At 64.7% G+C, this 20,563-nt stretch carries 19 protein-coding genes; 9 read left to right on the forward strand and 10 right to left on the reverse strand.

Translation table 11 applies throughout. The features are described from left to right. Nucleotides 1-113: 113 nt before the first annotated feature. Both DIR46_RS22730 and DIR46_RS22735 read left to right on the forward strand, forming a co-directional pair. Nucleotides 114-620: a hypothetical protein gene (locus DIR46_RS22730; protein WP_109347262.1), complete on the forward strand. Its 507-nt coding sequence runs from the start codon at nt 114-116 to the stop codon at nt 618-620. Between the two features lie 45 nt (nt 621-665). Then, nucleotides 666-1,826, forward strand: coding sequence for a peptidylprolyl isomerase (locus tag DIR46_RS22735; RefSeq protein WP_162819595.1), 1,161 nt, complete (start codon nt 666-668; stop codon nt 1,824-1,826). A 262-nt stretch (nt 1,827-2,088) separates the two neighbouring features. On the opposite strand, the gene DIR46_RS22740 is transcribed toward DIR46_RS22735, so the two are convergent. Both DIR46_RS22740 and DIR46_RS22750 read right to left on the reverse strand, forming a co-directional pair. Next, nucleotides 2,089-2,463 (reverse strand): helix-turn-helix domain-containing protein, encoded by a 375-nt coding sequence (locus DIR46_RS22740; RefSeq protein WP_109347264.1) that lies wholly within the window; start codon nt 2,461-2,463, stop codon nt 2,089-2,091. Nucleotides 2,464-2,685: 222 nt separating this feature from the next. Next, nucleotides 2,686-3,663 (reverse strand): alpha/beta fold hydrolase, encoded by a 978-nt coding sequence (locus tag DIR46_RS22750; RefSeq protein ID WP_109347265.1) that lies wholly within the window; start codon nt 3,661-3,663, stop codon nt 2,686-2,688. Nucleotides 3,664-3,848: 185 nt separating this feature from the next. Here DIR46_RS22750 and DIR46_RS22755 point away from each other — a divergent pair, with 185 nt between their 5' ends. Then, nucleotides 3,849-4,265, forward strand: coding sequence for an Rrf2 family transcriptional regulator (locus DIR46_RS22755; RefSeq protein ID WP_109348119.1), 417 nt, complete (start codon nt 3,849-3,851; stop codon nt 4,263-4,265). Nucleotides 4,266-4,286: 21 nt separating this feature from the next. On the opposite strand, the gene DIR46_RS22760 is transcribed toward DIR46_RS22755, so the two are convergent. Beyond that, entirely contained in the window at nt 4,287-4,475 is a 189-nt protein-coding gene (locus tag DIR46_RS22760) for a hypothetical protein (protein ID WP_109347266.1), read from the reverse strand. A 652-nt stretch (nt 4,476-5,127) separates the two neighbouring features. Beyond that, nucleotides 5,128-7,239, reverse strand: a complete 2,112-nt coding sequence (locus tag DIR46_RS22765) for a putative bifunctional diguanylate cyclase/phosphodiesterase (protein WP_229446365.1) — start codon at nt 7,237-7,239, stop codon at nt 5,128-5,130. A gap of 402 nt (nt 7,240-7,641) precedes the next feature. On the opposite strand from DIR46_RS22765, the gene DIR46_RS22770 reads away from it, so the two are divergent. Beyond that, nucleotides 7,642-8,259, forward strand: coding sequence for a phasin family protein (locus tag DIR46_RS22770; protein WP_109347268.1), 618 nt, complete (start codon nt 7,642-7,644; stop codon nt 8,257-8,259). A 671-nt stretch (nt 8,260-8,930) separates the two neighbouring features. Here the strand turns inward: DIR46_RS22770 and DIR46_RS22780 are convergent. Further along, nucleotides 8,931-9,173, reverse strand: coding sequence for a DUF6566 family protein (locus tag DIR46_RS22780; protein ID WP_109347270.1), 243 nt, complete (start codon nt 9,171-9,173; stop codon nt 8,931-8,933). Between the two features lie 106 nt (nt 9,174-9,279). Here DIR46_RS22780 and DIR46_RS26785 point away from each other — a divergent pair, with 106 nt between their 5' ends. The 5 genes from DIR46_RS26785 to DIR46_RS22800 all read left to right on the forward strand — a co-directional run bounded on the left by DIR46_RS26785 (nt 9,280) and on the right by DIR46_RS22800 (nt 13,066). Then, the gene (locus DIR46_RS26785) at nt 9,280-9,486 is read left to right on the forward strand and encodes a hypothetical protein (RefSeq protein ID WP_162819596.1); all 207 of its coding nucleotides are present in this window, start codon (nt 9,280-9,282) and stop codon (nt 9,484-9,486) included. A gap of 65 nt (nt 9,487-9,551) precedes the next feature. Further along, nucleotides 9,552-10,169 (forward strand): PAQR family membrane homeostasis protein TrhA, encoded by a 618-nt coding sequence (gene trhA / locus DIR46_RS22785; protein WP_109347271.1) that lies wholly within the window; start codon nt 9,552-9,554, stop codon nt 10,167-10,169. A 215-nt stretch (nt 10,170-10,384) separates the two neighbouring features. Continuing rightward, nucleotides 10,385-10,621 carry a hypothetical protein gene (locus tag DIR46_RS22790; protein WP_109347272.1) on the forward strand — a complete coding sequence of 79 codons (237 nt, stop codon included), beginning with the start codon at nt 10,385-10,387 and terminating at the stop codon, nt 10,619-10,621. Between the two features lie 44 nt (nt 10,622-10,665). Further along, entirely contained in the window at nt 10,666-11,709 is a 1,044-nt protein-coding gene (locus DIR46_RS22795) for a GGDEF domain-containing protein (RefSeq protein WP_109347273.1), read from the forward strand. Between the two features lie 154 nt (nt 11,710-11,863). Then, nucleotides 11,864-13,066, forward strand: a complete 1,203-nt coding sequence (locus DIR46_RS22800; RefSeq protein WP_109347274.1) for a GAF domain-containing sensor histidine kinase — start codon at nt 11,864-11,866, stop codon at nt 13,064-13,066. Between the two features lie 501 nt (nt 13,067-13,567). Here DIR46_RS22800 and DIR46_RS22805 read toward each other — a convergent pair. The 5 genes from DIR46_RS22805 to DIR46_RS22825 all read right to left on the reverse strand — a co-directional run bounded on the left by DIR46_RS22805 (nt 13,568) and on the right by DIR46_RS22825 (nt 20,554). Next, complete coding sequence (locus DIR46_RS22805) at nt 13,568-15,673, reverse strand: TonB-dependent receptor (RefSeq protein ID WP_229446366.1); 2,106 nt, start codon at nt 15,671-15,673, stop codon at nt 13,568-13,570. Nucleotides 15,674-15,713: 40 nt separating this feature from the next. Further along, entirely contained in the window at nt 15,714-17,216 is a 1,503-nt protein-coding gene (locus DIR46_RS22810) for a DUF3526 domain-containing protein (protein WP_109347275.1), read from the reverse strand. Next, nucleotides 17,213-18,694, reverse strand: a complete 1,482-nt coding sequence (locus tag DIR46_RS22815; RefSeq protein ID WP_109347276.1) for a DUF3526 domain-containing protein — start codon at nt 18,692-18,694, stop codon at nt 17,213-17,215. Before DIR46_RS22815 ends, DIR46_RS22810 begins: the two co-directional genes overlap by 4 nt. Continuing rightward, on the reverse strand, nt 18,642-19,346 hold the full coding sequence (locus DIR46_RS22820; protein WP_109347277.1) for an ABC transporter ATP-binding protein: 705 nt from the start codon (nt 19,344-19,346) through the stop codon (nt 18,642-18,644). Before DIR46_RS22820 ends, DIR46_RS22815 begins: the two co-directional genes overlap by 53 nt. Nucleotides 19,347-19,633: 287 nt before the next feature. After that, nucleotides 19,634-20,554 carry an NADP-dependent oxidoreductase gene (locus DIR46_RS22825; protein ID WP_109347278.1) on the reverse strand — a complete coding sequence of 307 codons (921 nt, stop codon included), beginning with the start codon at nt 20,552-20,554 and terminating at the stop codon, nt 19,634-19,636. Between the last annotated feature and the right edge of the window lie 9 nt (nt 20,555-20,563).

Raw genomic sequence — 20,563 nt, forward strand, 5'->3', positions numbered from 1 at the left:
GGTAATCTGCTAGTCTCCGCATCGGTCAAAGTGGCGCAACAATATCGTAATGCCCGTCTGTCCTTCAGGAGATAAACGTGTTTAGAAAAATCACCGCGCGGTTAAGATATTCGATGATCGTGCTCGGCGTGATTGTGGCAGTGAGCGGCTGCGCCAGCTCGCGACAGGCGCGGGATGGCGAACCTCTGAAGCCGAACCAGGGTTTGCTGGCCGTTCATGTCACTTCGAACGCCGATGCATACGTGACGTACGTCGATTACATCGAAGAATCGACGTTCGCAAGCCGCTTCGGCGAGGAATTAGTCGGCGCTAAAGGCTGGGTCAATCTCAAGGCTGGTAACGGCTTCCAGCTGATTCCCGTCGACGCCGGTGAATATACATTCAGCAAATTGAACGTCTATCCGCGCTTTGCCTGGCTGCAGTCGACCAATCGGTTCAGGGTCGAAGCCAATACCATCACTTATATCGGGCACATTCGGATGGATGTCTCCGAAAAAGGTTTCAAGCTGGACGCGTTCGACGAGGAGCTTGCCATGCGCACGTATCTGGCAGAAACATACCCTGCGTATTTTAGCGTCATGGGCCTGCGAAAAGCCGTGGTCGAGTTAAATCTGCGCTGATCGACGATGCCAGAGACACGACCGACAGCGGCGACGCGTCGACTGATGCTCGCGCTTGCGCTATCAGCAATGGTGACAAGTAGCGCATATGCCGGCAACGCGGGCGCCCCTATTGTGATCATTATGCCGGCTGTGCAGCCCGGTGACGCCTGTATCCCCTCCGGGGTAGGTAGTGGCAATGAAACCTCGACTTCGAAAGGCGTGGCGGTCATCGCCACGCGCATCCATGGCGCCCATGCCACCCGGTGTCCCGATCCGCAATTTCCAAACCTGGCCAGCACCGATAAGCTTCCGTCCGACGAAGAGCGCAAACGACCGTCCTCGCATTGCGTGGCGCGGCAGACGAAGGTTGGCGACGAACTGATGATTCCGGACTATGGACAGGCGACTGTCCTCGCACTCGACGGCGTCGCCGACACGTGCAGGAATGGCGTCATGGTCAAGGTGATCAGTTCAGTCGCACATCGCGCCGCCATGGGAATCGACCCGACGACGCCCATCACCGTCGCAACGCAGGTTGCCGTGCGCGAGCCGAGCAATCAGGAAATCCAGAGCGAGTACGATCGGCTGGTGGCCGCCACGCAGCCAGTGCAGGAATACCTGGTGCGGCACATTTTGCTGCGCACACGCGGGGAAGCGCTTGCTGCGCTCGCGCGCATCAAGGCGGGACAGCGATTTGGTGAAGTTGCCGGCGCCGTGTCCACCGATCGGGGCTCGAAAGAGAAGGGAGGCGACCTGGGCTGGGCGGTTCCATCGTTCTTCATCGATGAGTTCTCGAAAGGCATGGTAGCTCTGGCTCCGTCGGGCCTGTCGAGCGAGCCAGTCCAGACCAAGTTCGGCTGGCATATCATCGAGGTGCTCGAAACGAAGGTCGGGCGCGATTCGTTCCCACCGTTGTCAGCCATGAGGACACATATCGCGTCCCGATTGATGCATCTCCAGCGTGTAACGAATGCCGCTGCCGCCGTACCGGTCAAGGCTGTGTGCAGGAACATGGTGCCGCCAACGCTGCCGGCTGGCTATTCAGCGACCGGTGCGAAAGCGGTCGTCGTCGCGCGAGTCCGCATCGAAAACGGGCGGGTGGTCGACGTGCCGGGATTGTCGGGTCCTGCCGAGTTGCACCAATCGGTTACCGATGCACTGAACAGGTACGAATGCGATCGCCTCGATCGGCCGGTGACCGCGGTACAGTCGTTCGAGCTCTGATTCGCGCTGCCGCGCCGGTGCCACACGTCGTTGTGGACCGGCCTCGGCGCGACTGGAAAATCGAGCTGCGCATGGGGCCTCGGGAGAGATCGATGCAGGTTCCTGCCGTCTCACTGCATCGATATGCATCATGCGAGGAAGGCTCGCGGTGCTGAACTGCGCCTGCGGCGGAGCATGCTGCTGCGCTTTTGATGGAGCTGAAACTGAATCGCCCCGGTTCTCGTGGAGGCTGGTAAGCGCGAGTTACGCCGGAGCAGTCTGCTCACACAACGGCTGTGCCCTTCGGCGGCTGAATTAATGCCTCGGCAGGTTTGCCAAGCCCCTTGTGCAGTTTCCAGATCATGGGGAGTGTCAAAGGGCGAAGGCGATTCAACACCTTGTACACCCGGTTGGACCGGCCAATCATCGGCTCAAGATCCTTGACGGTGAGACCCTTCTGGTCCATCTGGAATTTAATGGCCTCGACCGGGTCCGCGACTTCCATCGGAAAGTGTTTTGTTTCATAGGCTTCGACCAGCGTGGCCAGCACGTGGAGACGGTCGCCCTCTGGCGTTCCGAACTCGGCATTCATGAGCGATTCCACTTCGCGCAGCGCTGCTGGATAGTCCACTTCGGTACGAATAGGTTTAATGTCCATGAGATCCCTCGGTAGTTTATGTATCGATAGCGTCGTACTGCTTGTGCGTGCCGACAAACTTGACGAAAACAATCCCGTAGACTTCCAGGCGTCTAGCAGACTCGTAGCACTTCAGCTGCTTCTTCCATTTAATGCCAGCTCAGGCTATCCGAACAACGGCGACACGCGCTGCAGAGCGCACCGGCCAATGCCGGCTGCGACGTCGCGGCAGGACCTGCACCCTTAGTCTGGTAGCGAAGCGACAAACGACAGGATCAAGCCGTTGACCGTATCGGGCCGCTCCTGCTGTAGCCAGTGTCCGGCATCGTCGATGGTGACCGGCGGGCGAAGGCGCGGCACGAGTGTCGGCATGGCGTCGATGATACGGTCCATGCCCGGCATCGACAGGCCGACATCGCGCGCGCCAATGGCGAACAGCGCCGGCACCCCGACCCGCATGCCTTCCAGGCTGGCTTGGAGCTGCCAGTTGCGATCCAGGTTGCGATAGTAGCTCAGTCCGCCGCGAAAACCGCTGCGTGCAAAGGCAGCGGCGTAGGCGTCGAAATCGGCCTTGGCGAGCCACGCCGGCAGGCCGGCCGGCTCGGGCAGGTCGTGCAGCAACCCGCGTTCGAGAGATACCATTCCGAACGGGTTGGGCGTACCGTCACCCGGCCGGCGCGGGCCCGCATCGCCCGACGCGGCGTGGTAAATCCGGCGCAGCGTGGTGGACACGTCGCGGTCGAGTTCGCGCTCGGCGAGGCCCGGCTCCTGAAAATACAGCGTGTAGAACAGCGCGTGGTTCGTGCGTGGGAAAAGCTGCGTTGGCGGCTTCGGGGCGCGGCCCATCATCGGCACGCCAAACGCGACGACACCGCAGACCCGGTCCGGGCGCATGAGCGCCATCTGCCACCCGATCGTGGCGCCCCAGTCGTTGCCGACGACGACGGCGCGCTTGACCGACAGCGCATCCATCAGGGCAATCAGGTCGCCCACAACATGGAATGCCGTGTATTCATCGCTCGACGTGGGGCAGGACGACTCGCCGTACCCGCGCAAGTCCGGGGCGATGGCGCGGTAGCCGGCCGCGGCCAGCGCGGGGATCTGCTTGTGCCATGAACGCGAGGTTTCCGGGAAGCCGTGGCAAAGAAGTATCGCCGGGCCCTGGCCGGCTTCAAGGTAGGAAAGGGTAATTCCATTCACATCGACCGATTTGCGCTGCATACGACTCTCCTGACTGGCCAATGCGTAACATCATATGTTGCGCATTGGGTGCGGTCAAGTCGCGTAACATATTGTGTTACGGATTGAGAGGAGTGATAAAAGACAATGACAATGACAATGACAATGACAATGACAATGACAATGACAATGACAATGACAATGACAATGACGATGCCGGGGCAGGGATGAGACACGACGCCAGGTTGTCGCGCATGCTGCATGTGCTGATTCACATGGACAAGCGGGGCGGCCGCACCACGTCCGACACGATCGCGCAAATGCTTGGAACGAACCCGGTGGTGGTGCGCCGCACGATGGCGCCCCTCAAGCGGGCCGGCTTGGTCACATCGGACGGCGGCGCCGGCGGCGGCTGGTCGCTCGCGCGCGCCGTCGACGGCGTCACGGTGCGCGAAGTCCATGAAGCGCTCGGCTCGCCGTCGGTACTGGCAATCGACGTAGCGGTCGACCACAAGACCTGCCCGGTAGAGGGGGCGGTGGTGGCGGAGCTGGGCGCCGTGTTCCGCGCCACCGAAGCGTTCATGCTGGAGCGGATGCAGGATGTGACATTGGGCGCGCTGGCCATGCGTGCTTCCCAAATCTGAACCGGCCCGGTGCGTTGCGCACTACTCGGCGTTCCTGTACAGGGCCACGAGGGACCGGGCACCGAAGCGGGCGGTGAGACTAGTCATGCCGAGCGCATCGACGCCTTTGCGCGCGATGGCGATGCAGGCGCTGCCAAGATGCGCCTGCAGGCTGGCGCCGCCACCGGGCCCGAGGTCGTTCCAGCACCTGACATCGCTGGCGCATACCACGCAGGCGCGAACGGCGGCTCCCGCATCGTGCCAGCATGGGATCCATCGTCACCACCATCGAGGAGCTGCCTGCGACCGATCCGTGTCGTGACGAGTTGTAGCCGTTCGAGGCGTACGTCGACATCCGTCGCTATTCTCGACGGCACGGCATGGGTCCAGGCGTTCGAACGCAATCCGGCTGCAGGCCGGTTCGACCAGCTCCGCTCGGCTTGAAGGATGCCGAAGCGCCCTTGATTGGCGTGCCTACCTGGCCAGAGCGCCGGCTATTTTGCCGCGGTACTGAGCTTGCCACCGTGGTCGCGTGCGAAGGCCTGTTTGCGCATCCATACCGAAATCGCTGTCTTGAGTGGTGCAACTGCTGTATGTTGGTCGCCTGACCTCGGACACTACGTCTGCTTCGCCTTCTCCAAGGAACTCCAACGGGATTCCCGGTCACCGAATGTTCGATCATGCATGGCAATCCAGCCACCTCGATATGGAGAAAATCATGAGCAAAAGTCAGGACGCAAAGAAATCCGCCAAAAAAGAACCTGCCAAGACCCCAAAAGAGAAAAAGGCGGACAAAAAAATAAAGAAAGCGGAAAAATTGCGCCAGCAATGAGATTCGCGTGGTGGAATCATCATCACCAGGACATGGCATGCCGCAGACCGCTCAGCAACGCCCGCCATTGCCGAGCATTGCCTGCATCCGCACCGCGCTCACCGGTTGGCTGAACAGGAAGCCCTGGCCTTCGTCGCAGTTGTGGTCTTTGAGAAAAGCGAGCTGCGCCTCGTCCTCGACACCCTCGGCGATGACGCGCTTGTGCAGGTTCTTGCCCATGTCGATGACCGCGCTGACGATCGCGCCGTTGCGTCCCGCCTCCGTCCGCACGTCGATCGCCTTGACGAAGGACTGATCGATCTTGAGCACGTCGATCGGGAATTCATTCAGATAACTGAGGCTGGAGTATCCGGTGCCGAAGTCATCGACCGCGATCTGTACGCCCATTGCCTTGAACTTGGCCAGCAGCAGGGCACTGGCGGCGACATCGTGCATCAGTACGCTCTCGGTCAGCTCGAGCTGGATATGTGTCTGGTCCACGCCGGTGGCATCGAAGATCGCGACTGCGTGCGTGAAGAAATCCCGGTGGCGAAATTCCAAAGCAGAAACGTTCACCGAGACCGATAGATTCGGGATTCCCATACCGACCCAGCGTACCAGTTGCGCGCACGCTTCGCCCAACACCCAGCGTCCGATCGGAACGATCAGGCCGCATTCCTCGGCAATCGATACGAAACGCTCCGGCATGACCAGTCCCCATTCCGGATGCTCCCAGCGCAGCAGGGCTTCGACACCGGTGATGCAATCGGTTTGCAGGTCGATCTTGGGCTGATAGTGCAGCGTGAATTCACCGTGTTCCAGCGCCCGGCGCAAACTGGTCTCTATCAGTTGCCGCTCGACGGCGCGCGTGTTCATGTCCTGGCGGAAGAACTGGTAATTATTGCGCCCCAGGTCCTTGGCGTGGTACATGGCGGTGTCGGCGTTCTTGATCAGGGTGGCGGCATCGGTCCCGTCGAGCGGAAAAGCGCTGATTCCCATACTGGTCGAGGTATGCAGCTCGTGGGCGTCGATCAAGAACGGGGTCGACAGCGCACGCAGGATCTTGTCGGCCGCCAGCGCCGCATCGCGCGCGCGCCGCTCATTGGCCAGCAGGATCACAAATTCGTCCCCGCCATGGCGGCTGACCGTGTCGGACGTACGAACGCAGGCGACCAGGCGCTGCGAAACCGCCTGCAGCAAGCGGTCGCCCACCGCGTGTCCCAGGGAGTCGTTGATGTGCTTGAATTTGTCCAGGTCGAGGAACAGCAGTACCGGGGCGGTATCGTTGCGCCTGGACAGGGCGATGGCCTGGGTGATGCGGTCGTTCAGGAGGGCTCGGTTGGGCAGGTTGGTGAGGAAGTCGTGCTGCGCCAGGTGCCGCATCTTGGTCGTCAGGGCCACGGTGTCGGAAATATCCCGGAACACCATCACGGCGCCAACGAGCTGCCCATCCCAGTCATGGATGGGCGCGGCGGAATCTTCGATCGGAATGCGCTGGCCCTGGCGTGAAACGAGGATGGCGTTGCCGCTCAGGTTCGTGGGCTGGTCCGTATGAAGGACGTCGTCGATCGGGCTGGCAATCGTGCTGCCACTGTCCGCATCGACCAGATCGATCACTTCGATGACGGGGCGTCCGCGCGCCTCTTCGCGCGACCATCCGCAGACCAGTTCGGCCGCAATATTCAGGTAGTCCACGCGCGCGGCCATGTCGACCGAGACGACGGCATCGCCGATCGAGTTGAGCGTGATTTCGGCACGGGCTTGGGCAACGTACAATCCCCGCTCGACTTTCATGCGCTCGATGATGTTGCGTAGCGATTGAGGCACCAGGTAATTGTCGAAGAAACCTTTCGACAACCAGCCCTGCGCACCGCGCTGTACCGCCTCGATGGCGTCGGCTTCATTGTCGAGTCCGCATAGTATGAGGATCGGTGTATGGCGTGCTTCGGCGTACAAGCGGTCGAAGCAAGCAAGGCCCTGTCTGTCCGGGAGCAGCAGATCGACCAGGATCGCATCGATCTGGCCGCCTCGGATGCGGCGCAGTCCGTCCACCAGGGTGGCAGCGTCTTCCAGAACGAAGGGTCCGTCGCGTGCGTTGCCCAGTGCCTGGCGCAGGATGCGAACGTCGTCGGCGTCGGGGGAGAGGATGAGCACTCGATAAGGCATGGCGTCTTTAGCTGGCATCGGTGCTCGCCTCTTGGCGCGTCTTACAAGCTGTTTGGCGTGGCCCAATGACCAGGCAAATGGAGTGTAGCAGCCTCATTTTTATTGTCAAGTTTATAACAATAAATGGCTTGGCGGTACTTGCTTGCGTGCTTGCCGGGGCTGCCACGCAACGTGGTGTCCATTTTCAGTTGTATTCATCAGTAATGTCTTGCCGCCTGCCATGGCGGGAAAATAGATACGCGAATCGGCCGCAGGGACGCCGAAAAGAGCGCATAGTGTGATGGTCAAACGCGATCTGCCCTGATCGTCCTCATCCAGCCGGCACCTGCCGTGCTGCCATTCCCGCCGGACTTGTCAATGCATTGCATCCGGCGCTCGCATGCCCATCCCATCCGTTTTTCATACCTTGAAAGGTACGCCATGTATCCGTTCCCCCAATCCGTCAATCCTGCCGTGCGTACGCACATCGACGCCCAGAGCGCCTTCCTGAACGAGTTGTCGCAAGCGATGTCGCGCTCGTTCCAGCAGGTCTTCCAATTGAACATGCAGCTGGGCCAGACCCTGCTCGAAGAGGCGACCGGCACCATCCAGCGCATGCTGACCGCCGATCGTCCCACTGACGCCCTGTCGGCAGCGGCCTCGTGCGCCCAGCCCACCACCGACAAGCTCCGTTCGTACCAACAGCAGCTGTCGCAGCTTGCCGCCGCCACCCAGGTCGACCTGACCCGCGCGAGCGAGCAGCATGTGCAGGAAACCTCCCGAACCGCGCGCGCGCTGGCCAGTGAAGTGACCCGCGTGTCGGCCGAAGAAGCCGACAAGAACCTGCGCCAGCAGGAGGAAACCGTCAAGAATTCGCGCGACGCGTTCTTGCAGGAGGCGAAGCGCGGCGCCAACATCGGCGCCGAGTACCTGAACCAGCTCCACGGGGAAGCCGCAGATGCCAGGCCCGATGGCCAGGCTGGCCCGCCGCGCAACCCCGGCAACCCGCAAGGCGGCCCCGGCCAGGCCGGCGGCGACGCGTCGTCGCCGCCACGTTGATATTTGAATCCTCCCCCCGGGTCCCTGGGGCAAGCCTCGCGGCGGCGCCGACCATGCGGTCGCGCCGCCGCTGGCGTGTGCGCTACCCCTTTTCATCACCGTATCGGGCACTGTGAGCCATGTTCAACATGTTTTCGACGCATGGTTATCGATGATTCGGCCCGAGGCCGGCGCGCCTGCCCAATGCGTTTCCGGCAGCAGGTTTAGCCAGAAGCGGCCGCTGGCTCAGGATCGCGAGGGACGGATGGGGGGCTGTTGAAGAACCGCCGCATCGATTCTGGATTTTGCGACACGGATCACCCTCAGGTGCGCGTCCGCAGCGCTGCGTTGTAAATTGACTAGCGAACCTCTGACGGGGCACTCGCCTTCCTTGAACGCGTGAAAGTGTCCCAGCCACATTGTGGGCTGATTCTGCGATGGCGTGGTTGCCCACTCGATCATGTAGCCAAGGTATGGCTCGTCGAGCATTGTGAATTCCATCGTGTTCGCGTCAGCGCGGTTTTGCATGATTGTTCGAATGTTGACGAATGCTATGCGATTCGGATGCGCGCATCGCGCCGGTGAGAGTGCACTGCCGCCGGTCGTGGGTGAAAGTGGTGCGGGATGGTGACCATGCCATTGTCGGTGCGGGAATGGCCACCTGCGCGAGCATGCAAAAGGATGCTGGGGCTTCAGTGCATATTCGCAGTGTGTCGACTGTCGATCCACTTGCGCGCATTGTCGAAGGAATTGCTGACGGCTTCTTCGACGGTCATGAACCCCTTGGTTCCGACCGCCTGGTGATGGCATAAGGGGAAGGTCGCATGTTCGCTTTCATAGATCGTGAAAATGGCCATGAAGCGTCTGCGGATCGTCTCGACCGGATTCGCCACGATGGTGTAGCCTTTGTAGTGCGATTTCGGCTCGGCGTGCATGGAATGCTCCTTGGTCAGGGAGCCACAGTAGCACGAAATCAGTTACCTGCTTTATCTGGCAAAAAATATAATTTTTGCGTTCATCGGCAGGGTGCTAGACTGAAGGATGCGTACCCGTCTCGACCGCCTGAATGCCATATTAATCGATGCTATCGTGAGCAATCACCGCGCCTGCAGCATCCGATCCGCAGCCGAGGCGCTGGCGAAGAATCAGGTTTCGCTGGAGGTGGCGCTGCGCGTGCTGACACGGCCATGGCAGCGGCGCGTCGCGCGCTCCGGGAGCCCTGTTTTCGGCCATCGGGTACCCGAATGATGCACGTCGGCCGGCCACGCGGGCCGGCCGCGCCCAGGCCGAGCCTCGCGTGCGAAAGGCGGCGCATGGTCTACGGTGAACGCTTCAACAGTATCACGCATGCGGTGGGGGCGGTGGCCGCTGTCGTGAGCGGCGTGCTGCTGGTGGACGTGGCGGCGCGCAGTGGCGATGCATGGAAGATCTTCAGCTTCAGCATCTACGCGGTCACGCTGTTGCTGCTCTACCTGACCTCCGCCCTGTATCACAGCCTGCGCGGCGCAACCAAGAACGTGCTGCGCAAGATGGACCATTGCGCGATCTACCTGCTGATCGCGGGCACGTACACGCCATTCACGCTGGTGACGCTGCGCGGGACCATCGGCTGGACCATGTTCGCTGTGGTCTGGACCCTGGCCGTGCTCGGAATCGCGCAGGAGCTCCTGTATGCGGGACGGCGCCGCGTGCTTTCGCTCGTCATCTATGTCGTGATGGGCTGGCTCGCCATCGCCTGTACCGGTCCACTGGTCGACGGGCTCGGCCGCGCCGGCTTCGCCTGGCTGGCGGCGGGCGGCTTGTCGTACACGGCCGGTATCGTGTTTTATGCCACCGACCACAAGGTGCGCCATGGTCACGGGATCTGGCATCTGTTCGTCCTGGCCGGCAGCATTTGCCACTACTTCGCCGTCCTGTTGCATGTTGCCTGAGGGCGGAATGTCGCCGTCCTTCGCGCCGGCGGCCAGCCACGGTGCGCCCACCGCATGCAGCGACCGAAGAGCGCATGTACATGTTCCTCGCGACGCCACGAAAAGCGCTGGCGCCCTGGCGGTGCGGCGCGTATAGTGAATCGAACCGCCGTTTGAACATATGCAGGCATCATTCCGATGTGTCGCCTGTTCCAGCGTAGTTTGATGGAGAATCAATGCTGATCAACGAGCGTCAGCGGCGCCGCGACGGGCTGGCGGCGAATGCCGTCGCACGCGGGCTGAATATCCTGGCAGCGCGCAATGCCGAACTCGCCGGACGCTATATGCGGCATAAGCATGTTCCGGAGCATGTGATTGCACGCGTGCTCGGCCATCCTTCCCTGCGCCGCCGCGAGAGTGCGGGACAGGCGGTCTCCGAAGCGATCACGCCGACTTTTCCGGACGGCCAATAACCCGCAGCCTAGGGCTGCGGGCCAGATGGAAGCGGAGAGCTACCATGACCCACATCACCGAACGGGATCCAGACCTGGAAGTGCGGCAATTGCGCGCCTTGCTCACCATGTCGCGCGAATTGATGCAGGCTGACCAGCCCTTCGCTGCGCTCGCGCTGGCAGGCGGGGCCATGGTGGAGCTTACGCACATCGACCGTGCCTTGCTGCTGGTGCGCGGCGAGGTCAACGAATGCATTGCTTTCGACCACGCTGGCACTCCGGCCAAGGCGGCGTCCGGTCACGATCAGTACCGCATGGCGTTGGCCCGGCTGGACAGCGGAGCGGACGAGACTGCGGTGATGGACCCGCGCACGATGCTGGTGGGCGTGCCGACCCGGCACGCCATGGCCGTGCTGGCCGCCGGCTGGACCGGCGATGCGGCGCCGGAAACCTGGGACGCACGGCGCCGCCTGCTGAGCACGATAATGGAATTGGTCATCGCGACCCTCGGCCGGATCGCGGCGCGCACCTCGCTCGAGGTCCTGGTGTCGGTTCAGCACGAACAGATGGTGGGCGCTGCCCTGGCACATGCCGATGAACTGGCCCGCCGCGACGAATCCGAAGGCGCGGCGCGCGCGCTCGCGCTGACCGACGTCCTGACCGGCCTGAACAACCGGCGCGGCTTCTTCGTCCGGGCCGAGCACATGTTCAAGCTGGCACGGCGCAAGCAGGCCGGTTGCGCCGTGATTTATGCCGACATCGACGGTCTGAAGCTGGTGAACGATCAGCTCGGCCATGCCACGGGCGACCAGCTGATTCAGGACGCGGCCAGCGTGCTGCGCGAATCCCTGCGCGACAGCGACGTGCTGGCGCGCTTTGGGGGCGATGAGTTCGTGGCGTTCGCACTCGACGATGCGCATCCGCGCGTGATACTGGCGCGGCTTCAGGACAATCTGCGCGCGTTCAACCTGATGCAGGAACGCAGTTACCTGCTCGCGGTGAGCGCCGGTGCCGTGCAATGCGACCCGGGCAGCGGCGCGGCATTGCTCGACTATGTGCAGTCTGCGGACCGCGAAATGTATCTGCACAAGCGCAGTTGCCTGCATTAGACGAAGCATCGGAGCCGCTCCCCCAACGGGAAGGGAGGCTTTCATTGCTTCGCTCCTCTTCCGCGGCCTGTCAACGGCCAAGATCCTTTTGTTGGCAAGAAGCCAGCGAATGCTAATATGACGAGTCGATTGCAAATTCCAGGCTAGTTCAGCGATGAGTACAGAGGTGGTGACGAGTGTGCGCGGGATCCAGGCCATCAGTGCCGTGCCGCAAATTCTTGAGACGGTCGCATCGCTTACTGGCCTGGGCTTCGTCGCGATCGCGCATGTGACCGCAACGTCGTGGACGACGTGCGCGGTCCGGGATCAGCTCGATTTCGGCTTGAAGGTCGGTGACGGTCTCGACGTGACGACGACTTTGTGCGACGAGGTGCGCAGCACCGCGAAAACCATCGTCATCGATCATGTCCAGGAAAGCGAACAGTATCGCGATCACCCCACCCCCCGGATCTATGGTTTTCAGAGTTACTTCTCGGTTCCGATCTTCCGGCGCGATGGCAGCTACTTCGGCACGCTGTGCGGGCTCGATCCGAAACCGATGCGCCTGTCGACACCGACAACGCTGTCCACGCTCGAGTTGTTTGCCCAGCTCGTGTCGGCCCAGCTGGAAGCCGAGCATGAGCATGCGTTGGCGCAAACCGCGCTGCTGTCCGAACGCGAGACGGCCGAACTGCGAGAGCAGTTCATTGCCGTGCTGGGCCATGATTTGCGTACACCGCTGAGCGCTCTGCAGTACGGCGTCGAACTGCTCGGATCGGAGTCGACGGACCCTGCCACCCTGGGCATCCTGCAGCGCATGCGCCGTGGCGTCGGCAGGATGTCGGTGCTGGTCGATGACCTGGTCGACTTCACGCGTGGCCGCCTGGGCGGTGGCATTGCGCTGGATGTCCGTGACGAACATGCGCTCGAACTGCACTTCATGCAAGTCATTGCCGAGTTACGCGAAGTCCATCCGGAAGCGCACATCGTGGAGCTCATACAGCCGGGCATCAATCTTCGTTGTGATCCGGGACGGCTCAGTCAAATGCTGTCGAACCTGGTCAAGAATGCGATCGTCCACGGCAACCCCGGCACCGAGGTGAATGTATTCGTCACTTGCACAGAAGACAGGTTTTTCATGTCCGTGGCCAATGAGGGCGAACCCCTGCCGGCGCATGTCGTGTCGCAGTTGTTCAAGCCCTTCTGGCGCTCGCCATCCAGCAAGGCCCAGAAGGGACTCGGGCTCGGGCTGTATATCGCCTCCGAGATTGCGCGCTCGCACGGCGGCACGCTCGATGTGAGTTCCCAGGGCGGCAAGGTGTGTTTCGCGTTCACCATGCCCGTATCGCCGGCCGTTGCCGTCAGCGCCGTGGCCTGAAGGGGGGCCGCGGGGCGATGCCATTTGCACGCTGAGCGCCCGTCGGACACCGGAGTCAACTTGGTACCGGTCGGCGTTCGACATGTGCTGCCCGGCCCAGCCCGGTATCGGCAAGCCGCTGACGGCTGAGCAGCAGCGTATCCGGCAGTTGGCGCGCCTCTGGGTGCGGCATTCACGAGTAGCGGCCCGCGTGATGGCAGCCGCTATTTGGTTACGGCGCTTGCCAATGGCGGCTTGAAGATCGGGGGGGGACGAGGTACGCAAGCTCCTGCAGCAGACTAGCCGGACGCCAGTCTGGAAGCGCGAGTTCGTGCACACGACTGACAGCAAGCATACCCTGCCAGTTGCTCACAACGTGCTTGCCAGGCGGTGCAATTCGTCATGTCCGAAATCGCTTGACCACTCCACACCGCCCACCCCCTGATCCGGAATGACAGGTCCGATTCCGTCCCAAAAGGCGGCGAAGGGAAACCGCAGTCCTCCCGTTCGCCGCACGCCGCGTCAGAAGAAATACCGCAGCGATGCGCCGCCGCTCGCCTCCGGCACGGTCGTGACCACCAGCCCGCCCGCGGTGCCATAGGCGATGTCGCTGGCGAACTTGTGCGGCTGCAGCGTCGCGAACAGCGCACCCTGGAACTTGCCGATGTCGTAGGTCGCCTTGACGTCGTAGCGCACATAGGTCGGCATGTCGCGTTCGTATAACGGCGAGCCCATATAGTAGGGATTGCCGGCCGTGACATACACGTCGCCGGCAAGCGTCAGCCGGCCCGGTCCCAGGGCGCTGCGGTACTGGGCGCCGGCCTTCCAGGTGTGTTCCGGCACCGACAGGCGGGCGCCGGCGCCGGGGGCCGGGTTGTCCAGGCGCGCGCGCAGGATGCGGCCATAGTTCAGGTAGGTACTGAAGGCGCTGTTGAACTGGTAGCGCAGGTCGAGTTCCACGCCCCGGCGGGTGGTCTGCCCGGAGGCGACGAACACGTCGGGCGCCGTGTTGACGATCTCGTCGTCGTTCTGGATCGTGTAGAACGCGCCGGCCATGGTCAGGCCGCTGAGCGGCGTTGCGTTGAACCCGACATCGTGCGAGCGCACCCGGCTCGGATCGATGCCAACGTTGATGCGTCCGCCCGCAGCGCCAAGTGGTCCCAGGCTGCCGCTGGCGCTGATCTGCTCGGCGGCCGGCGAGCGGAAGCCCTGCGCGATATTGGCGTACAGTTCCACGTCGGGCACGACGTTCCAGATCGCGCCGTACTTCGGCGTGAGCACCGAACTCTTGTAGCCGGTCGACGCGGCCGGCAGCTTGAGGTTGACCAGGTCGTAGTCGAAACGGTCATAACGCGCGCCGCCATGCAGCTTGACGGTGGGCAGTACCCGATACTGCCCCTGCACGAACACGCCGTAGGTCAGCAGGTCGAGCTCCTGGCTGTTGACGTAGTTGGCGGTCGGCTGGCGGTTGCGGTATTGCTGGCGATACGCGTCGCCCTTGTCCTTGCGCGCCTCGGCGCCCAGCGTCAGCATGGCGGTGTCGCCGAAGGCCCAGGTGTTGCCGCCGCGCGCGCCGTAGATGCCGCGGTCGTCGTAGCCGTAGGTGTGCTGGGTGGTGCTGGTCTGGATCGCGCGGCTGCGCTCGAAGTCCTCGGCGTAGGCGGTGGCGAACCAGCCGGCTTCGCCCGATGCCGGGCGGCGGTTGAACACCAGGGTCTTGCGCTGCGCGGCGCCGAAGCCGGGCAGGCCGTACATTGTCGAATGCGGGTCGAGTCCGGCTTCCATGGCCGGCAGCGACAGGTAGCCGGCGCCGGCGAAGTCGGACTTGTAGTACGTCGCGCGCAGGCTGTAAATGCCATCGCCGATCGGGGTCGACAGCTTCCAGAACAGGTTGCTGCGATCGGTAAACGCGCCGTGGCGGAAGCCATCGAGGCTGTAGCGGTCTGCCACGACCAGCGAGCGCAGCTTGCCATGCTCGCTGGAGAGCACCAGCGAGCCACGCCGGCCGCCATAGCTCTCCACGGTCACCGTGGCGCTCGACGGCGTGGCGGCGCCGCCTTCGCGGGTGCGGATCGCCACCGCGCCGGCACGGTTCTGGTCGCCGTACAGCGCCGAAACGGGTCCCTTGATGACGTCGATCGTGTCGATCATGTCGCCGGTCATCCACTCGAGGAACGCCGGGCCGTGGCCCGCGCCGCCCTGGCTGGACGGGATGTTCTGCGGCACGCCGTCGATGTAGATGGCGGTGTCGGCGCCGTGCGTGCCCTGGGTGGCGAAGCCGCGCATGCGAAAACCGTTGCCGGTGTCGCCCTGGTCGATATTGTTGGCGACCACGCCCGGCACGCGCCGGAACACGTTCGAAATATCGCGGCCGATGTCCAGCGTGGCGAGGTCTTCCGAGGTCACCGTGGTGACCGCGCCGGGCAGCGACCTGGGGCCGGTGCCTGGCGCCAGGCGCTCGTCCTCGCTGCGCTGCCCTTTCACTTCGACCACCTGGGCCGGGTCGGCGGATGGGACAGCCGTATCGTCCGCCAGCGCCGGCGCGGCCAGCGCACAGGTGAGCATGACGGCGTGGGCAATTGTGCGCAGCGGCGCAGGGCAAGGGATGAAACGGGGGGCGGATCGCAAGATGACTACTCCAGAAACATGAGGGGAAAGGGTCGAAAATTCAGCCGCGTTGGCGCCGGCGTTCCCGGCCCAGCGCCAATATGGCCAGTGCGACGAAGCAGGCGGCCCATGGCGCCAGCAACCAGGCGCGGTGCGGCAGGGCGGCAGGCTGTCCCAGCGCGGCAGAAGCAGCAAAGCGCGGCACCGCGTCGAAATCGCGGAAGCCGTAGCCGCCCAGGCAGGTGCGCGGGCAGGGAGCGCGTTCGTCGCCGAGCGCGGCGCGCTGGATGGCGCCCTGGAACCAGTCGCGCAGTGCACTCTGGTGGCGCGCGACCTCGCCGACGAAGCGCGCGTGGCGCGCGCCGTCGTTGCCGGCAAGTTCAGCGAATGCGGCATTCGCCAGCGTCACCGGACTCAGGATGCTCGATTGCGCGAACAGGGCGCTGCGTTCATCCCTGGCGCTGGCGAACTCGCGCTCGACGCCGGCCATGGTGCGCTCGAGCTCCTGGGCGCGGTGCAGGCGCGAGACATACGACGACACCGCGCCCGGCGCGGTGCGCTGCGGCTTCCATTCCGGATGGCTGTCGTAGAAACGCGCCAGGCTGCCGGCGGTGTTGGCGTTGACCTGGTCGAGCGCATCGCGGGTCGCCTGGACATAGCGTTCGCGTGGCGGCACCGGCGCCGCCATGCGGGCGCCGGCATCGAGCGCGGCGGGCAGCACGATCGCGAACAGCAGCCACAGGCCGAAGCCGGCGAAGGTCGCGCTCATGCGGTTGGCGCAGGCCGCGCACACGGCGGCGCCGACCGCGGTCCAGAAGGCCGAATACAAGAGCACGAGGGCGCTCCAGCGGCCCAGTGCGGCGAGGCCGGCGCCGTCGCGCGGCGTGACGCCGCCGAGCAGGGCCGCGCCGGCGACGACCGCCACCAGCAGCCCCGTGGCAAGCAGGTTGCGCGCGCTGGCCTGGGTGAACAGGATGCGGGCGCCGCCGACGCCCTGCAGCAGCAGGCTGCGCAGGCGCAGGCTTTCGCGGTCCTGGGTCAGGACCGAGGCCGACAAGGTCAGCAGCACCAGCGGCCACAGGTAGACCACGAAGAACATCAGGTCGTAGCGCCCGGTCGCCAGGCGCGCCGGATGCTCGATCTCGCTGGCGGTGCGCACCGATTCCATCGATTCGGCGCGCACACGCACGTAGCCCGGCTGGATGTCGGCCTGGCCGATCGCCAGCGCGGCGCCCGGCAGCGCCGGCAGCGTCGCGAATCCGACGTGCTCGCGGAAGGCGTAGCCGCGAATGTCGACCGGGGTGCGGAAGAAACGCATGCCGGCGAAGTCGGGATGGTCCGGATCGGCGAAGTAGCGCGCCGCCAGTTCCCTGGCGGCGGCGCGCGCGGCGGTTTCCTGGGCGAGCGCCGCCTGTTGCCCGGCCTGGGCATGGCGCTGGAAGCGCGCCCCTTCGAACAGGCCGTACAGCGCCAGCAGCAGGGAGGCGGCGATCAGCAGCAGCGCGCCGCGCTCGCGCAGCAGGGCGCGCAGGTCGAAACGGGCCAGGGCAAGGATGGCCATCATTTGACGCTCCCGGTGCGCAGGCGGCGCAGGGCGATCGCGGCCAGCGCCAGGCTCGCGCCGAGGCCGGCCAGCAGCGGCAGCAGCCAGCGCGCCAGCAGCTCGCCCATGTCGAGGGCGGCATAGGTGAATCGAAGCGGGGCAATACTGCGCCACAGCGCTTCGCCGGCCTGGTACTTGACGCCGTCGCGGTCGGGATTGCGCGCGAGGTCGCTGTTGAGCAGGTCCTGCATCAGGCGCCGGTGCCGTTCGGCCGCCTGCATGAATTCGACATGGCTGGCGTTGTCGCTCGCCGCCAGCCGGCTCGACAGGCCGCCGATCGCCACCGCCGGCGACAGCCAGGACGCCAGCGCCACCGCGCGGTCCTGCGCGGCCATCGCCGCGAACAGCGGACCGTAGTGGCGGTCGAACACCTCGTTGCCGTGGGCCTCGCTGCGCAGCTGGCTGATCCCGGCCCAGTTGACCGGCAGGTCGGCGACGTCGTCGACGCCGTACTGCTCGAGCAGTTGCCGCTTGTGGCGTTCGGCCTCGGCCGGGTCGTCGGGCATGCCGAGTTCTTCGTCGATCGCCTGGCGGAAAGCCTGCATCGATGGAAGGGGCGCCGCCGATTGCGCCAGTTCGACGGCGGCGCGCGGCAGCACCAGGGTTGCGACGATCCACAGCGTGACCAGCAGCGCCAGGCTGGCGCGCATGGTCCGGGCGAAGGCCGATACCGCCGTCACCAGTGCGGCCCAGGTGGCCAGGTAGACCAGGTAAGCAGCCGCGAACAGCACGCCACGCGCAGCGGCGTCGGCGACCGGCTCGGCGCCGCCCGCATGCCACTTCACGCCGGCGATCGCGACGATCGCCGGGAGCGACATCGTGAGCGCCAGGCACAGCAGGACGGCGCCGCGCGCGGCGGCGATCGCGCCCAGCGGCGCGCCGTTCAGGCGCAGCGCGGGCAGCATGCCGCGCTCGCGCTCGGCGGCGAACATGCCGAAACCCAGGAAGATCATGGCGGCCGGCGCCAGCACCTGCAGCATCAGGGCAGGGCTGAGGCGAAACTGGCGATCGGCCCCGGCGCCATCGGCCGCGGGGCGGTACACCATGTCGTTCTGGCGGTGGGCCTCGAGCCACACGCTGGCGCCGACATAGTGCTCGATGCCCGGATCGAGCGCCGCCAGCGTCGTCAGCGGCTTGAAGACATACACGCCGTAGTGGGCGGCGGAGTGGGGATTCTTGCTGCCCTGGTGGATCCAGCGCCGGGCCTCGGCCTCGGCAGCCACCGCGCGCGCGGCGCGGGTGCGGTCGAGGTCGAGCGAAGCCAGCAGCGCGGCGCAGGCGGCCAGCGCCAGCCCGATCGCCAGCACCAGGCCCACCCGCCAGTCGCGCCGGCGCTCGCGCCAGTCGGCCTGCCAGGCGCCGATGAAGGCGTGGCGCCACACGGCCTCAGGCACGGGCCGCGAGACTGGCGAGGTAATTGCGTTCGAGTTCGCCTGCATTCAGTTCTCCAAGTTTCCATTCGCTGACCAGGTGGCCGCCGACCAGCACTCCGCAGCGGTCCGCCAGTTCCTGGGCACGCAGCAGATCGTGGGTGGCCATGATCACGGCCGCGCCGTCATCGGCCACCGCGCGGATCAGTTCGCCGAAAGCGACGCTGGCTTCCGGATCGAGGCCCGAGGTCGGTTCATCCAGCACCAGTACGCGCGCGCCCTTGGCCAGCGCCATGACGATGCCGACCTTCTGGCGCATGCCTTTCGAATAGCCGTGCGCCTGCCGGTGCCAGGCGTGCCGGGGCAGGCCGACGCGCGCCAGCAGCGCTTCGATCTGGTCCGCCGCGAGCCGGCGTCCGAGCAGGCGCATGAAGAAGTCCACGTTCTCGACGCCGGTAAGACGGTCGTACAGGGCGACGTTTTCGGCGATGTAAGCGGCGTGGCGAATTGCCGACTCGGCGGGAGGCAGCGGCGATCCGGCGAGGACGATGCGGCCGTGGTCGGGCTTCACGAAGCCCAGCAGGCAGCCGATGGTGGTGGACTTGCCGGCGCCGTTCGGCCCCAGCAGCGCATAGACCTGTCCCGTATGGACGTGCAGATTGAGGTCGTTGACGACGGTGCGCTCGCCGTAGCGCTTGGTCAGGTGGTCGATTCTGATCATTGGGATAGGGTGGTGAATGCCGGAGCAGCGCTGCAAAACGGTTGGGGCAGGTCGATGCGCGATGTCACCGTGGGCCCAGAGGCGCGCACGATCCGTCCAGACGAACTGGTTTATTAATGATACCGATAATGATAATGATACTGCATTATCATTTAGACGACAATCTTCGAGGACGGCCTTGATTCGGGAAAATGCGCGGTGCGCCGGTCAGGCGTACGCCGACAAACCCGATGGCGGCGGCATCGGGCAAGTCGGCGGAGGGGGCTCGCGCCGTCGTGGCGGTGCTTCTAGCGCGCGGTACGGAGCACGACCTTGCCGCGGACATGGCCCGCCGCCACCTGGTCCAGGGCCGCACGCGCCTCGCCGAGCGGATGGAGCGCGTCGATGACGATATCCAGTTTGCCCGCCTGGAACAGGCCGACCGCCTCGCGCAACGCCGACGTGGCGTCGGAGAAGAACACGAAGGCGGCGTGACGGCCTTCGCGGGGCGCGATGGCGAAGTCGATCAGCGTGGCCAGGGTGCCGCCCTCGCGCAGGACTTCCCACGAGCGCGCGGTGGTGTCGCCGCCCACGGTGTCCAGGATGACGTCGAATGGCGGCAAACGCGTGAAGTCGGTGCTGCGGTAATCGATCGCCTCGTCCGCACCCAACTCCTCGAGCAGGCCGAGGTTGCGCGCCGAGGCGGTGGCGGTGACATGGGCGCCGGCCTGCCTGGCCAGCTGCACCGCGAAGCTGCCGACGCCGCCGGCGCCGGCGTGGATCAGCACACGCTGTCCAGCCTGGAGTCTGGCGACATCGAAGAGCGCCTGGCGCGCCGTTCCGAAGCCGGTGGGCAAGGCGGCCGCCTGTTCGGCACTCATCTCGTCAGGGATGACGACCAGCGCATCGGCGCGCGCCAGGGTGGCGTCGGCGAATGCGCCCCCTTGCCCGGGATCCTTGCGTCCCACGACGCGGTCGCCGACCTTCACGTTGGTCGCGCGCGGCCCCGTTGCCGTCACCACGCCGCTGAAGTCGGTCCCCGGGATATATGGCAGTTCGGCAGGAAACACTTGTTCCATATATCCCGAGATCATCTTCACGTCCAGCGGATTGACGCCGGCGGCCTCGATGCGCACGACGACTTCGCCCGCGCCGGGAAGAGGGGCTGCGATCGGCGCGAGCCGGACGTCGGCGTCCTGCGCGAAGCGGTGAATCATTGCTGCTTGCATGGTTGGCTC

It is taken from the genome of Massilia oculi (assembly GCF_003143515.1).
In the GTDB taxonomy this organism is placed as follows: domain Bacteria; phylum Pseudomonadota; class Gammaproteobacteria; order Burkholderiales; family Burkholderiaceae_D; genus Telluria; species Telluria oculi.